The following is a 13,819-nucleotide window of genomic DNA, read 5'->3' as shown; positions in this document are numbered from 1 at the left end:
TAAAGAAAGTTAACGCAGTGAACGTACTGCATTCGCTTTAAATTGAATAAATATACTTTGACCCAGCATTAACGATAAGCGCTTAGCCGACCAAGTCGTAATGGTGACAAAAAAGGGTTGTGCTGAGCAATTAACCGTTATTAGCATTTGAGCATTAGCGCCATCAGACGATATGATATGACTAATTGCTGTTATTTCGCCATGTAAGTGATTAACAATAGAGCTTTCGATAGGTTCATGTAAAGTAATGCTAATATCACTAGCGGCAATAATGCAGCGCACTTTTTTCTTTTTGTCTGATGGACTGTCACAAGCAATAAATATTTGTTGCTCGCCTAAACGTAAACTTGTTAAGCCGTATTCGGGTAAATGCTCTTTCACCATCAATGATAAGCTGGTTTGATGCAATATTTCGTTATTGGTGGTTAGTTGATGAATAACGTGGTGAATATCACCATGATGACTCACTTTTCCTGAAGAAATAACCAATAGCTTATCGGCTAGTTGTTGAAGCTCATCTAAAGAATGGCTGACATATAACATTGGTAAATCAAGCTGTCTCTTGACCCTGTCGAGTAAAGCTAACAAGATAATTTTATTTTTATCGTCAAGTGCACTCAAGGGCTCATCAAGTAATAACAATCTTGGCTCAGCTAATATGGCGCGCGCTAATGCAACACGCTGTTGCTCGCCCCCAGAGAGTTGAGTAACCGCTTTATCGAGCAAGCTTTCAAGCTGGGTGAGTTCAACTATTTCTGCAAAACTTAACCGACAATTCTTATGTCGCTTTTGCCCAAAACGTAGGTTTTCTTCGACATTTAAATGAGGAAACAAGCGACTATTTTGAAAAACTAAACCTATGCGACGTTGATGTGGCGCAACAAACGTTTTTGCCTCGCTATTAAATAAGTATTCATCATCAAGTAATACCTTGCCATGTGCTTGTTGTTCTAATCCGGCGATCACTTTTAATAAGGTTGATTTTCCAGAGCCAGAATGACCAAAAATCCCTGTGATACCGGTTAAAGATATTTTGTCATCAATTGTTAATGAAAACTCGTCATGCTCAACGGTGAAATTTAGTGCTAGCTCAGCCATTAATTAAACCTCTTTGATTTAACTCGTTTATTTTTAGCAGGCCGATTCAGTAAATAAATTAAAGATAATAGAACAAGCGATGAGATAACTAAACTTATTGAAATAAGGTGTGCTTGTGCATAATCGAACGCTTCAACATGATCGAACAAGGCAATTGACAGCACACGGGTTTCACCTGGAATATTACCGCCAATCATTAAGACCACACCAAATTCACCAACCGTATGAGCAAAGCCTAAACTGGCTGCGGTAATAAAACTGGCTTTAGTCATTGGCATAACAACAGTAAAAAATCGATCGAAAGCGCTAGCACCAAGCATAGCTGCTGCTTCTAATAAGTCATCGCCCAATTGCTCAAATGCCTTTTGTAATGGTTGCACAACAAAGGGTAAAGAGTATAAAACAGAGCCAATAACAATAGCAGAGAAGCTAAACGCTAGTTGTTGACCGGTTGCCTGTTGCCAAATTTGTCCTGGAAGGTATTGTGGAGAAAACAACAATAATAAATAAAATCCCAGTACTGTCGGTGGTAGCACTAAAGGTAAAGCCACTAATGCTTCAATAAAAACTTTCAAACGGCTTTTCATTTTAGCGAGATACCAAGCGAGTGGCGTGCCAATTAACATTAAAATAACCGTGGTTAAGCCCGCCATTTTTAATGTAGTGATCAGCGCCAGCATATCTGGGTGGGTATTACTCATTGGCATTGATCTCATTCGACGATGCATAACCTGATTCAGTAATAAACTGTTGAGCTTGCTTACTCATCAACAAGGTAACAAAACGTTCGGCTTGGGCTATTTTTTTACTGTGCTTTAAAATAACTAATTGCTGTTTTATTGGTTGATGTAAATGTGAGGGGATCAATACTCCCTTAAAATTATTGAGCACTAATTGACTATTACTGACAATGCCTAAGTTTACCGCTTGCGAACGTGTTTGCTGAAACGTTTGGCCAATATTAATTCCTTGAATTAATCGGTCTTTATAATCATCCCAACGTTGTAAATTTTCTAATACTTGCTTAGCAGCCTTACCGTAGGGCGCAATCCTGGGGTTAGCAATGGCAAGACGATGTTTATTATTATTAAGGGCTACCAAGAGATCGCTGTCAATATTACCCTTTGCAGACCAGAGAGCTAGCTGCCCAAAAGCATAGGTTTGCAGACTTCCACTCACCGCTAAGCCGCTTGTTGATAATAATTGTGGTCGTTCACTGTCAGCAGATAAAAACACATCAAAAGTAGCGCCATGTTCAATTTGTAGAAATAAAGTACCACTGGATGCCGCGATAAGAATTGGTGATAAAAATTGTTTTTGATTTGAATTAAAGCGAGCTAGTAACTGTTTTAATGTCGGTGCAAAATTCGAAGCAACGGCAATGCGCAAGGGTGCTTCATTCTCACTTACCGTGTCTTTAGCCGCAACTAAAGTTATCGGTAACATAAGTAGCGCTATCAATAAAAAACGAGTAGATATACTCGCCAGCATTAATGCCAAAGCTATTTACTCCACGCCTGTGCTTTTTCTTTATCACTGGCTTTCGCTGCTAACCAGGTTTCACCAAGTTCAGTGAGTTCTTTTTTCCAAAATGGCGCGGCCACTTTTAAAAAATCCATAATAAATTCATTAGCAGCAAATGCATCTTGACGATGTTTACTAGTTACACCAACAAAAACAATTTGTTCACCTATGGCTAACTGGCCGATTCGGTGAATGACTTTTACACGGCCAATATCCCAGCGTTTTTTTGCCGTATCAATGATTTCAGCTAATAGCTTTTCAGTCATATCAGGGTAGTGCTCAAGGAATAATCCTTTAACTTTCAAACCCAAGTTATTATTGCGCACTCGACCACTGAAGGTAACAACGGCACCATCTTCAACATTATCATTCTCTAACAGATTAACTTCAACACCGTGATCAAAGTCTTCGGTTTGAATACTGATCTCTGGGTACTTATTATTGAGACTCGCCATATTAACTATTTTATCCTCCGGTGACGGGTGGAAAGAAAGCCACTTCGTCTCCTGCTTTCACCAAAAAATCATTATTAACCATTTGATGATTAACCGCACAAAGTAATGAATTATTGGTGAGGTAATGTTGCCAATCATTATTTTTTTCACCTAACGCCACTTTAACTTCAGCGACGGTAGTGGCAAGGTCAGCACTTATTTCAGTACCCGCAGAGCCGAGCTGTTCTCGCAACGCGGCAAAAAATATTACTTTGATCATAGCTTATCCTTTATTCTTTGAATCTTCTAAAGCTTGCTCTGCTTTTGCTTGCCAAGAGCCTGATTTACCCCCTTCCTTAGTCATTACACGAATACCGTGAATTTCCATTAAAGGGTCAGCGGCTTTACACATATCAAATAATGTTAAACACGCAACAGCAACCGCTGTTAGGGCTTCCATTTCGACACCCGTTTGTCCGGTTAGTTTACATAAACTTGTCACATGCACTTGGCTACGTTCTTCATCGATGGTGAAATCAACATTTACTTTAGTTAACATCAACGGATGACAAAGAGGAATTAAATCACTGCACTTTTTTGCTGCTTGAATACCTGCAATGCGAGCGACAGAAAATACATCACCCTTTTTATTATCACCTTGGGTAATTAACGACAAGGTATGTGCCGACATTTGGATATAACCTTCGGCCGTCGCAGACCGTGACGTCAGCGCTTTATCGGTGACATCAACCATATTTGCTTCACCACGTTTGTTGACATGGCTTAAGGCGCTAACATGGTTATTATTTGCTAAAGTAGTCATTAGTCGCGCGTCTCACAAACTTCTGCCATTTTTAAATGAGGTACAAAATTACAAGGGCGATGGCTCGCATCAAGTTGCTCTCTAATGAGTTTATCCCAAGCAGTACGACAGGCATTAGTTGAGCCCGGCACACATAAAATAACTGTGCTATTAGCAATGCCGCCAAACGCTCGCGACTGAATTGTCGACGTGCCAATTTCATCAAGCGAAATAGCCCGGAAAACTTCACCAAAACCTTCGACATTTTTATCAAATAAAGGTACTAAGGCTTCAGGAGTATTATCACGAGCAGTAAATCCGGTGCCGCCGGTCGAAATTATCGCTTGGACATTATCGTCAGCAATCCATTTTGAAACAATGGCGCGTAGTTGATAAACATCATCTTTAACAATCACTTTATCGGCAAGTTTATGACCCGCTTCAGTTAAGCGTTCAACAAGTACTTGCCCTGATGTGTCATTTGATTCATCACGGGTATCAGAAACAGTTAATACCGCAATTGATAAGGGAATAAAAGCGTTACCGCTATGTAAAGAGCTCATGATTTTTCCTAAATTTTATTAGTTTTCTGTTGATTGTTAAATAAAAAACGCAAAAATTCACACAGAAAAGCGTTGCTGCGCTTGTTGCCATTCTTGCGGTGTATTGGTATTAAATAAACACTGTGGTGACTTTACAGCTAAAACTTGATGTGGCACTTGTGCAAACATCGAACGAATAGACGGACCATTTTTCTTAGGGTTATTTTTTTCGCTTAACGCACCTTTATTACCTTGCAAATACTGGAGAAAATGCGTGGTAAAGAATTGCTCAACAAAAGCATTGTTAGGTAAATAAAGTGGTAAAAAATGATCAGAAAAAAAGCAGGCTTTTTGAGCTAACTCACCTTTTATTTTTAACTGCGCAAGTGTTTCCTTGGTCATTAAAGGTAAATCAACCGGTAATATCAATAATGATTTAGGTTGGTATTTTTTAATAACACTGTAAATACCCCCCATTGGGCCAAGTTCTGCAAATTGGTCAGTAACAAAATTTTCGCTGTTAACATCAGCCCCATCAATGTTTCCACTGACGACAATGTTATTTATACCAATATTTTTCAGCAAGTTCTTACTAAAACTGAGCATATTTTCTTTGCCATTTACTGCAGTCTTATTACGCATTAACAAAGCTTTATTGCTACCCATACGAGAAGATTTCCCACCCGCTAGCACTACGCCTAAACATCCTTGATTAAACAAAGCTGCATTCATCTTAGCCACCCAACATCGCAAGATTTTTGGTGGCACCGGTGAGTTTATCTTGCAGAAAATGTGTGGCTTTTTTATCGGTCATCATCGCGCGAATCTGTGCTTTCAATGGCTCAATATCATCTTGCTGTAAATACTCTTTTAACGGTAAACCTTCTTCGGTAAATAAGCATAAATGTAATTTACCTAATGAACTGACCCGCAAACGATTACAAGTATTACAAAAGTCTTTACTGTACGGCATAATTAAACCGATTTTACCTTGATAATCAGGATGATAAAACTCTTGTGCTGGGCCTGCTGCTTTATCGTTAACTACAGGTAACCAACCATCTAATATTAAATTTTGCTTAATACGTGCACCTTGTACATGTTGTGCATCAAAAAATTCTTGGTTATCACCCGTTTGCATTAATTCAATAAAGCGCAAAGTCACCGGAGTCACTTTCAGCCAATCAAGAAAGGTTTTAATGTCGTGACCATTGTATTCGCGCATTAATACGGTATTAATTTTAATTGTTGCACGACCATCTGCCAACGCCATATCTATGCCTTTTAAAATATGGGGTAACTTATTATGACCGGTGATTGAATGGAACATGCGCGGGTCAAGACTATCAATACTGATATTAATCGCGTCAATTCCAGCATCTAGCCAGCCTTGCAGATGTTCAGGTAATTTATAACCATTAGTGGTTATCGCGACTTTTTTAATACCGGGCGTTTGCTTACAAGCAGCAATAATTTCAGGTAAGTCTTTACGCAATGAAGGTTCGCCACCGGTAATACGGATTTTCTCTGTACCCATTTGAGCAAAAGCGTTGGCAACACGCTTAATTTCGTCAAAGGATAGAAAATCACGATCATGGTCGCATGAATAACCATCAGGCAAGCAATAGGTGCAACGGAAGTTGCAAACGTCAGTAATAGAGAGGCGCAAGTAATAAAACTTGCGACCGAAGTTGTCTGTTAACATCTCACCTTTCCAAATGTAGGGAGGCTAACAAGTTTCCCTGTTAACCCTGGTGGTTATAGCAAAATTACTATTAACCACGGCTTAAATAGCATTCTAAAAAAAGATTTAGCTAGAAAAGCTCGGCGAATAATTCATTTAATGAATACAAGTATAGTAAACTATTTCACTATTAAAATACGGCTAGACGATAAGTAATTTTGATTTGCATCAAAAAGTCATCACTTTACACGTATTATTGATGAGTAAATTTACGTCATAATAACGTATTCCTATGCCGTTAAGTAAATTGCAATAGACGCGAATGGGAATAACAAGCAGGCGGTGCTAATTTGCCGTGTAAAAATAAATATAAAAGAAGAGTTACTTATGGTTGATTGTTGTTCTGCTCCTGGATTATTACCTTTCGAACAAGCGATGGAAAAAATGTTGTCGGCGATTACGCCGATCGATAAAACTGAGTCGGTTTCTTTAGCATTAGGTTTAAATCGTGTGTTAGCTCTCAACATTTCGAGCCCATTAAATGTTCCTCCTCATCATAATTCAGCTATGGACGGTTATGCCTTTAAATGGGCAAGTTTACAAACGACCGATACATTAACTATGATTGGCCGGTCAATGGCTGGCGCGCCTTTTCAAGGTGAATGTAAAATCGGTGAATGTATTCGTATAATGACAGGTGCAAAATTACCAAGTTGTTGTGATACCGTTGAAATGCAAGAGAACTGCCAAGCAAAAGATACCGGCATTACATTCCTAGAAAACCGAGAATTTAACGATAACATTCGCTTTACCGGTGAAGATATCGCAATAGACCAACCCGTTTTTAGCCGAGGTAAAAAACTTTCGGCGATAGATATTGGTGTACTGGCATCTTTAGGTGTACCAACAGTAGAAGTCTATCGTAAAATTACTGTTGCTGTATTAGCAACCGGCGATGAATTAAAATCTCCGGGCGAAGTCCTTAATGACGGTGATATTTATGAAAGTAATAGCCATGCATTAATTGCGATGTTGACTAAGCTGAATGTTACGGTGATTAATTTTGGTATTATCGCTGACGATGAACAAGCAATACGCACTGCATTTGAACAAGCCGATCAGCAAGCCGATGTTGTAATTTCCTCAGGAGGTGTTTCTGTAGGTGACGCCGATTATACTAAGTTGATACTTGAACAATTAGGCGAAATTGGTTTTTGGAAAATAGCCATGAAACCCGGTAAGCCTTTTGCTTTTGGAAAATTACCTAATAGTTACTTTTTTGGCTTACCCGGCAACCCTGTTTCAGCCTTGGTCACCGCACATCAATTGGCTGTACCCGCATTGTTAAAATTACAGCATGCTCAAGCTAAAAAGTTACCGCTATTAAAAGTAAAAACAGCCACCCAATTAAATAAGCGCGCCGGACGCATGGACTTTCAACGGGCGATATTGTCAACCAATCACCAAGGCGAGATGATAGTTACCAGTACAGGTAGTCAAGGCTCAGGAATTTTAACCAGCATGTCGACGGCCAACTGTTATATTGTTTTACCGGCAAACCAAGGCAACGTTCCCGCTAATGAAATGGTTAACGTGCAACTATTTGATGATGTTATTCAGTAGCGTTATCTATTTTTAGCTTGTTATGAACACACAATATGACGATTAAAATATATTGCCTACCGGGTACCATGTGCGATCAACGTCTGTGGCAGGCTTGCATCACTTACTTACCTGAAAATGTGGAGCTTATCCACATTGCCATCCCCGTAGAAAATAGTATTGATAAAATAGTCACTGCGCTTGAACAAAAATTCCCAGTAGGAAAAATAAATTTAGCGGGTTTTTCTTTAGGGGGATATATCGCGTCGGCTTTTGCGCTGAAATATCCTAATAAAATTAACAAACTACTGCTTATTTCTAATATGTCTTATTTGTTGCCACCTGCTCAATTAAAAGAGCGCAGCCGCACGATTGCTTATGTTAAATTGCATGGTTACTCAGGCATCACCAGCAAACGTATAACTGCCCTGCTGCATGCAAGCAAACACAACAATCAAGGCATCATTAACTGTATTAGAGCAATGGATATTGAGTTGGGTAAGGATACACTTATCCATCAATTAACAGTGACCACCCAACGCGAGAATTTATTAGTAAAACTTCCTACGCTTGCCATCCCCATTCAGTTCTTAATTGGTGATAATGACTCGCTGGTTAAGTTAACGCGCATTACCGCTATTTTAACGCAATCGCCGCTGATTTCTTTAATAACACTTGCCGACACCGGCCATATGTTACCGCTTGAACAACCAGAAAAGTGTGCTGGCAATATGATTCGTTTTTTTATCGAGTAATAAGCATTTAAACAAGGTAAAATGACGTATTATTTTTATGCCAAGGAATTCCCGTTGAGCCAGCTTAGTTTTTCCACCTTACAACTCAAACCTGAGTTAATTCAAAATTTAGAGTCTATGGGTTATCAACAGATGACCGACATTCAAGCCCAAAGCTTGCCAACTATTATTGCCGGTGGTGACGTTATTGCCCAAGGTAAAACAGGCTCTGGTAAAACCGCTGCCTTTGGCCTAGGTGTTTTAGAAAAACTAGACGTAAAACGTTTTCGTATTCAAACACTGATCCTTTGTCCAACACGTGAATTAGCCGACCAAGTAGCGAAAGAAATTCGTAAATTAGCCCGTGCCATCCATAACATAAAAATATTGACCCTTTGTGGCGGTATGCCTTTTGGCCCGCAAGTCGGTTCTTTAGAGCATGGTGCTCATATCATTGTTGGCACGCCAGGAAGAATTGAAGATCATTTAGGTAAAGGCACATTGAAATTAGACGATGTGAATATGCTAGTGCTCGATGAAGCCGACCGTATGCTAGAAATGGGCTTCCAAGCCTCCGTTGACTTTATTATTAGCCAAATTCCTCAACAACGACAAACCTTATTATTTAGTGCAACTTACCCGGCAGAAATTGCCGATATTGCTAAAAAAATAATGCAATCACCGACCAAGGTAACCGTTGAGGGGAATCACGAAGAAAGCACCATATCACAGCATTTTTATAAGGTAGAGAATGACAGCGAGCGTATCGACGGTATCCGTTTATTGTTATTAAAGCATCAACCCGAATCAAGCATCGTTTTTTGTAACACCAAAAAAGACGTACAAATTGTTGTCAATGAACTACGTAATTACGGTTTTAATGTTCAAGATTTACATGGCGATTTAGAGCAAAGAGATCGTACCGAAGTATTAGTTCGCTTTGCCAATAAGAGTATTTCAATTTTAGTCGCCACCGATGTTGCCGCGCGTGGTTTAGACATTGATGCGCTAGATGCAGTATTTAATTATCATATCGCTCGTGATAGCGAAATTCATGTACACCGTATTGGCCGCACAGGCCGAGCGGGTAGCACAGGTATTGCTTGTTCTTTTTTCAGTGAAAAAGAAAGCTACAAAATAGGTTTATTAGAAGATTACCTTGACCGAACTATCGAAGGTGAATTACTGCCAGACGCTAGTGTATTAAACGCCTCGGTGTATTCTCCGAAAATGGCAACAATACAAATAGATGGCGGTAAAAAGCAAAAAGTACGTGCGGGCGATATCCTTGGCGCTCTAACTGGCGATAAAACTATTTCAGCTAGCGAAGTGGGAAAAATTCAATTATCAGATAACTGGGCTTATGTAGCTGTAAGTCGAAAGTTTGCCAAACAAGCCTTTAAAAAACTCAGTGATGGCAAGTTAAAAGGTCGTAAATTTAGAGTGAGATTACTATAGTTACTATCGGTTAAAACAGTATTTATCAATAACGAGGTTTTATAAAATGATTGTATTTTAATGAAAACCTCGTATGATACTGTTGTTTTGTACAGTTAATTTTGATTGTATAAGCGGTTTTAAATCGTATATGATAAAACCATCAAGCGTAATATTGATCCTATAAGGGAAAAAAAATGGCAGTTGAAAGTCGATTTGTCGTCATTAGACAAGGTGTGGAGGTAGAAACATTCATGGATAAAAAAGCAGCAGACGAGTATGACAAAATGCTTGATATGGCTGACAGCTTAGCCGAGATGTTTGAAGCCAGCAGCTTTAATATTGATGAAAAAGTGCGTGAAGAACTCTGTATTTATCTAGCTAAGAATCGTGAAGATGTGCTTGTTGCTTTGCAAGCTAAGAAAGCTAAGCCAGAGACTGCTGCTAAAAAGAACGTTACAGCACCAGTTGAAACAGTAAATAGCACTGACTCGTCGCCAGAAATTGAAGCAACAGCAAAAGTAAAAGCGCCACGTAAGGCTAAAGCGAGCACAAGTAAATAAAGTGCGCTGTACGGGTTTGAATTTATCTTTACTTAACACTAGATAATATTGAATTATGTTGTCATATCAGCTCATTCGTAGCGTTAAAAGAAAAACGGTTGGCTTACAAGTTAAGCACGGAAAAATTATAATCCGTGCGCCAAAATATGTTTCTGAAGATGATATAGCGAACATTGTTAAATCAAAAAGCCTTTGGCTGCACAGAAAAATTGCCGAGCAAAACGCACAACCTGCAACTCAAAATAATCATTATCAAAAAGATAGCCAATTGCTTATTAATGGCGAACTTAAAACACTTGATATTCATTATGGTCTATTTCCAGAAATAACGCTTCATCAAGATATCATCATAGCGACTCTCGCTAGTAAATTAAAAATCAAAGTAGCTGATGATATAAAGAACCAAGATAAATATGTAAAGCAACAACTTGAAGCTTGGTTAAAGCAGCAAACTTATGCTTATATTGATGAAAACTTATCTCATTATGCGGAAAAAATTGGTGTTTTACCCAAATCGTTTAAAGTCAGATTATATAAGTCTAGATGGGGCAGCTGTAATAGTAGAAGTGAACTGAGTTTCAGTTCTTTATTAGCCATGACGCCTAAATGGATTATCGATTATGTAATAGTTCACGAGCTTTGTCATCTTAAGCACATGAATCATTCAACTAAGTTTTGGCAATTAGTTGCGCTTAACTACCCTAACTACGCTTCAGCTAAAACGTGGTTAAAATCCCACCAAAACCAATTACAATGGCCGACTCTTTAATGGTCATAATATCCTCGTAGGGGATAAATGAGCGAACAAATAAATCTTTTTATAAAGAAGATAAAATCAACTCAGTATTAGACTAATAAAATTATCAACAATTTCTTCAACTTACATTATATTGTGGCACGAATATCGCTTAGTATTTGAATACTAATTTAAATTCACAGGATATGACAATTTATTAGCCATTGTTATAATCAATAGATGAAGAGATAAATGATGAAATTCAAAACATACAGCTGGAAAGCTATTGCGATTTATACCCTTTCGACAATAATGTCTATCGTGTTAATTAACCTAATAATCACCTTCTAATTAGGTAAAAAAATAAAAGTATCACGGTAAAATTATCACTAATTTTTGACCGTATTATTATTAGCTTGTTGTTATATTGTGCAATTATTAGAGAGATCTTCATTAAAAGCATAAAAAATCAGCATTTTGTACTTTATTAATTAACAGTACCGCTAATTTAAGGTAGATTAACGCCATAAAATAAAAAAAATAAAGGATTACCCATTACATGAGCTTTTCAGTTCTTGTTTGTGATGACTCTAATATGGCCCGTAAACAAGTTTTACGTAGCTTACCAGAGCAACTATCAGCTAATGCACAATTAGCAAAAAATGGTCAAGAAGCTGTTGAACTTTTACGCAGTCAAGTATTTGACATTCTATTTCTAGACCTTACCATGCCTGTTCTAGATGGCTTAGGTGTACTCCAAACCCTAAAAGATGAAAACATTACACCGGCAATTTTTGTTATATCAGCCGATATACAACCAGAAATGCAAAGTAAAGTCCTTGAACTCGGTGCCAAAGCTTTTTTACGTAAACCAGTTGAATTAGAAGTCCTTAACACTAACCTAAGAAATCATGGTTTTTTATGAGCGACCTCAACTTAAATGAAGATCAGCAAGATTGTTTACAAGAAATAATTAATGTTGCTATGGGTCAAGCAAGTGACCAACTTGCCCGATACTTAAATACCTTTGTTTATTTAAAAGTACCTAGTATTGAACAAGTCAGTACGCTAAGCCTGCTTAACTCGTTAAACAGTGATGAAAATTCTGCTGCGGTAGTAAGTCAAGGCTTCTTTGGTTACGAAGGCATTCGCGGTGAAGCACTGCTTATGTACAAGCCAAAAGATTCTGATCGACTTGCAGATTTACTGGGCTATGAGCCTGATGAATTATCTGTTGAAGAACAAATTATCGACCTAAGCTCTATTTTAACCACCACCTTCTTAAATGTTTTTGCTAAACAAATAGATAATCAAATGTCTTACAGTGCGCCGCGTTTATTAGCGGGTTCACAAAGTGCAATATCCGATCATCTTGCCCAACAATCATTTAATTGGGACTTAGCTTTAAAAGTTAAAATAACTTATCAAGTTACTGACTATTCATTTAATTGCGATATGGTTTTGTTTATTCCTGAGTCAGCAATTATTAATATAAAAACAGTTATTGACAGAATTTTGGAAGAGTTCTAAATGCTTGCTGATGATATTTGTCCTGATATTGCCAACAAATTAAATACCGGTATTCTCATCATAGATAGTCAATACAATATCGTATTTTGGAATCGGTATTTACAAATTCATGCTAACAAAAAGCCTGAAAATGTTATCGGACAAGATATTTTTATTGTCTTTCCCGAGCTGCCAGAAAAGTGGTTCAAAAGAAAAATTGAAAGTGTCTTTCAACTAAAAACCCAGTCTTTTTGCTCATGGGAACAAAGACATCACCTTTTTGAATTGCCTCATACCCGCCCTATGACGACAGACAGTCACTTTATGGCTCAAAACTGTACCTTTTTGCCGCTTGAAAATAAAGAGGCTAACGAGCACGTTTGTATTCTTATCGAAGATGTTACCGATGTATGCCATTACCAAAGTAAGCTAAACAAAACACTTGAAGAGCTTGCACAGGCCAATCGTATCGATGGCTTAACACAAGTCTTTAACCGCAAGCATTGGGAAGAGTGTCTCGAAAAAGAATTTTCGCGCGCACGTCGTTATCAGCATGGTTTAGCGCTTATTATGTTCGATTTAGATCATTTCAAATTACTTAATGATACTTACGGACATTTAGGTGGCGACATAGTATTAATAGAAACCGCTAAAGTGATCAGTGAACTACTGCGCTTAGGTGACTTATTCGGTCGCTATGGCGGTGAAGAGTTTGCAATTATTCTGCCTAATACCGATCTTGTTGGCGCTTTAGATGTTGCTGAGCGGATCCGTGTTGCGATCAGCAAAAATATCATTAACTTTCAAGAAGTCGAAATAAATGTTACCGCCAGTGTTGGTGTTGCAGTCATCACCGAAGCAGACACCCGTTATGAAGACTTAATATCCCGCACAGACCTTGCCTTATATGACGCTAAGGCTTCTGGAAGAAACATAGTTTGCGCTGCAAAAGAGACTATTCCAGCCTAAAAAACTGAATATATTCGCTTTATTATCCAAATAAAACCCTCTTACTGCTTATTTATGAATAAAATATAACTTTTTATTCATAAATAACTATTGACAGTAAAACACTGCTCAGGCATTTTATAACCATGAAAACATTTGTCCGTCGTATTACCATTATTATTATCACTACCACCCTCAATGGGATG

At 38.2% G+C, this 13,819-nt stretch carries 17 protein-coding genes and 1 riboswitch; of the genes, 8 read left to right on the top strand and 9 right to left on the bottom strand.

Features of this window, described 5'->3' with window-relative positions:
• Positions 1–9: 9 nt before the first annotated feature.
• The 9 genes from modC to moaA all read right to left on the bottom strand — a co-directional run bounded on the left by modC (position 10) and on the right by moaA (position 6,105).
• Positions 10–1,098, bottom strand: a complete 1,089-nt coding sequence (modC, locus tag H4J56_RS01940; RefSeq protein WP_182244161.1) for a molybdenum ABC transporter ATP-binding protein — start codon at positions 1,096–1,098, stop codon at positions 10–12.
• Positions 1,098–1,799 carry a molybdate ABC transporter permease subunit gene (gene modB, locus H4J56_RS01935; protein WP_182250594.1) on the bottom strand — a complete coding sequence of 234 codons (702 nt, stop codon included), beginning with the start codon at positions 1,797–1,799 and terminating at the stop codon, positions 1,098–1,100. Before modB ends, modC begins: the two co-directional genes overlap by 1 nt.
• Positions 1,792–2,589, bottom strand: a complete 798-nt coding sequence (gene modA, locus H4J56_RS01930) for a molybdate ABC transporter substrate-binding protein (protein WP_259367987.1) — start codon at positions 2,587–2,589, stop codon at positions 1,792–1,794. Before modA ends, modB begins: the two co-directional genes overlap by 8 nt.
• Before the next feature lie 11 nt (positions 2,590–2,600).
• Complete coding sequence (gene moaE / locus H4J56_RS01925; RefSeq protein WP_070374822.1) at positions 2,601–3,077, bottom strand: molybdopterin synthase catalytic subunit MoaE; 477 nt, start codon at positions 3,075–3,077, stop codon at positions 2,601–2,603.
• A 10-nt stretch (positions 3,078–3,087) separates the two neighbouring features.
• A complete protein-coding gene (gene moaD / locus H4J56_RS01920) occupies positions 3,088–3,336 on the bottom strand; it encodes a molybdopterin converting factor subunit 1 (protein WP_182213240.1) in 249 nt (82 codons plus the stop codon).
• A 3-nt stretch (positions 3,337–3,339) separates the two neighbouring features.
• A complete protein-coding gene (gene moaC, locus H4J56_RS01915) occupies positions 3,340–3,879 on the bottom strand; it encodes a cyclic pyranopterin monophosphate synthase MoaC (protein ID WP_070374824.1) in 540 nt (179 codons plus the stop codon).
• On the bottom strand, positions 3,879–4,421 hold the full coding sequence (gene moaB / locus H4J56_RS01910; protein ID WP_182213237.1) for a molybdenum cofactor biosynthesis protein B: 543 nt from the start codon (positions 4,419–4,421) through the stop codon (positions 3,879–3,881). Before moaB ends, moaC begins: the two co-directional genes overlap by 1 nt.
• 57 nt (positions 4,422–4,478) lie before the next feature.
• A complete protein-coding gene (locus H4J56_RS01905) occupies positions 4,479–5,132 on the bottom strand; it encodes a molybdenum cofactor guanylyltransferase (RefSeq protein WP_182250592.1) in 654 nt (217 codons plus the stop codon).
• 1 nt (position 5,133) lies between these two features.
• A complete protein-coding gene (moaA, locus tag H4J56_RS01900; RefSeq protein WP_182213234.1) occupies positions 5,134–6,105 on the bottom strand; it encodes a GTP 3',8-cyclase MoaA in 972 nt (323 codons plus the stop codon).
• A riboswitch (molybdenum cofactor riboswitch) is annotated at positions 6,092–6,242 on the bottom strand. Its footprint overlaps the gene before it by 14 nt.
• A 229-nt stretch (positions 6,243–6,471) precedes the next feature.
• Between moaA and moeA the strand changes: the two genes are divergently transcribed.
• The 8 genes from moeA (at position 6,472) to H4J56_RS01860 (ending at position 13,634) form a co-directional block, all read left to right on the top strand.
• Entirely contained in the window at positions 6,472–7,707 is a 1,236-nt protein-coding gene (moeA, locus tag H4J56_RS01895) for a molybdopterin molybdotransferase MoeA (RefSeq protein ID WP_182250610.1), read from the top strand.
• Positions 7,708–7,742: 35 nt separating this feature from the next.
• Complete coding sequence (locus H4J56_RS01890) at positions 7,743–8,441, top strand: alpha/beta fold hydrolase (protein ID WP_182221166.1); 699 nt, start codon at positions 7,743–7,745, stop codon at positions 8,439–8,441.
• Positions 8,442–8,462: 21 nt separating this feature from the next.
• A complete protein-coding gene (gene dbpA / locus H4J56_RS01885) occupies positions 8,463–9,878 on the top strand; it encodes an ATP-dependent RNA helicase DbpA (protein WP_182213229.1) in 1,416 nt (471 codons plus the stop codon).
• Between the two features lie 176 nt (positions 9,879–10,054).
• On the top strand, positions 10,055–10,420 hold the full coding sequence (locus H4J56_RS01880; protein ID WP_070374830.1) for a YebG family protein: 366 nt from the start codon (positions 10,055–10,057) through the stop codon (positions 10,418–10,420).
• A 58-nt stretch (positions 10,421–10,478) separates the two neighbouring features.
• Positions 10,479–11,189: a M48 family metallopeptidase gene (locus tag H4J56_RS01875; RefSeq protein WP_182258780.1), complete on the top strand. Its 711-nt coding sequence runs from the start codon at positions 10,479–10,481 to the stop codon at positions 11,187–11,189.
• 526 nt (positions 11,190–11,715) lie between these two features.
• Positions 11,716–12,081, top strand: a complete 366-nt coding sequence (locus H4J56_RS01870; RefSeq protein ID WP_070374832.1) for a response regulator — start codon at positions 11,716–11,718, stop codon at positions 12,079–12,081.
• The gene (locus H4J56_RS01865; protein WP_070374833.1) at positions 12,078–12,686 is read left to right on the top strand and encodes a chemotaxis protein; all 609 of its coding nucleotides are present in this window, start codon (positions 12,078–12,080) and stop codon (positions 12,684–12,686) included. Before H4J56_RS01870 ends, H4J56_RS01865 begins: the two co-directional genes overlap by 4 nt.
• Positions 12,687–13,634, top strand: a complete 948-nt coding sequence (locus tag H4J56_RS01860; protein WP_182213223.1) for a sensor domain-containing diguanylate cyclase — start codon at positions 12,687–12,689, stop codon at positions 13,632–13,634.
• The last annotated feature ends 185 nt before the right edge of the window (positions 13,635–13,819 follow it).

The sequence above is a fragment of the Colwellia sp. BRX8-4 genome (assembly GCF_014077345.1).
GTDB lineage: Bacteria > Pseudomonadota > Gammaproteobacteria > Enterobacterales > Alteromonadaceae > Colwellia_A.
Note: the sequence above shows the minus strand (reverse complement) of the source record. Positions and strands in the feature narration are given on the sequence as shown.

Excerpts from the sequence above, each read along its gene's own strand:
- modC (WP_182244161.1), bottom strand. The coding sequence starts at position 1,098 with ATGGCTGAGCTAGCACTAAATTTCACCGTTGAGCATGACGAGTTTTCA.
- modB (WP_182250594.1), bottom strand. The coding sequence starts at position 1,799 with ATGAGTAATACCCACCCAGATATGCTGGCGCTGATCACTACATTAAAA.
- modA (WP_259367987.1), bottom strand. The coding sequence starts at position 2,589 with ATGCTGGCGAGTATATCTACTCGTTTTTTATTGATAGCGCTACTTATG.
- moaE (WP_070374822.1), bottom strand. The coding sequence starts at position 3,077 with ATGGCGAGTCTCAATAATAAGTACCCAGAGATCAGTATTCAAACCGAA.
- moaD (WP_182213240.1), bottom strand. The coding sequence starts at position 3,336 with ATGATCAAAGTAATATTTTTTGCCGCGTTGCGAGAACAGCTCGGCTCT.
- moaC (WP_070374824.1), bottom strand. The coding sequence starts at position 3,879 with ATGACTACTTTAGCAAATAATAACCATGTTAGCGCCTTAAGCCATGTC.
- moaB (WP_182213237.1), bottom strand. The coding sequence starts at position 4,421 with ATGAGCTCTTTACATAGCGGTAACGCTTTTATTCCCTTATCAATTGCG.
- H4J56_RS01905 (WP_182250592.1), bottom strand. The coding sequence starts at position 5,132 with ATGAATGCAGCTTTGTTTAATCAAGGATGTTTAGGCGTAGTGCTAGCG.
- moaA (WP_182213234.1), bottom strand. The coding sequence starts at position 6,105 with ATGTTAACAGACAACTTCGGTCGCAAGTTTTATTACTTGCGCCTCTCT.
- moeA (WP_182250610.1), top strand. The coding sequence starts at position 6,472 with ATGGTTGATTGTTGTTCTGCTCCTGGATTATTACCTTTCGAACAAGCG.
- H4J56_RS01890 (WP_182221166.1), top strand. The coding sequence starts at position 7,743 with ATGACGATTAAAATATATTGCCTACCGGGTACCATGTGCGATCAACGT.
- dbpA (WP_182213229.1), top strand. The coding sequence starts at position 8,463 with ATGACGTATTATTTTTATGCCAAGGAATTCCCGTTGAGCCAGCTTAGT.
- H4J56_RS01880 (WP_070374830.1), top strand. The coding sequence starts at position 10,055 with ATGGCAGTTGAAAGTCGATTTGTCGTCATTAGACAAGGTGTGGAGGTA.
- H4J56_RS01870 (WP_070374832.1), top strand. The coding sequence starts at position 11,716 with ATGAGCTTTTCAGTTCTTGTTTGTGATGACTCTAATATGGCCCGTAAA.
- H4J56_RS01865 (WP_070374833.1), top strand. The coding sequence starts at position 12,078 with ATGAGCGACCTCAACTTAAATGAAGATCAGCAAGATTGTTTACAAGAA.
- H4J56_RS01860 (WP_182213223.1), top strand. The coding sequence starts at position 12,687 with ATGCTTGCTGATGATATTTGTCCTGATATTGCCAACAAATTAAATACC.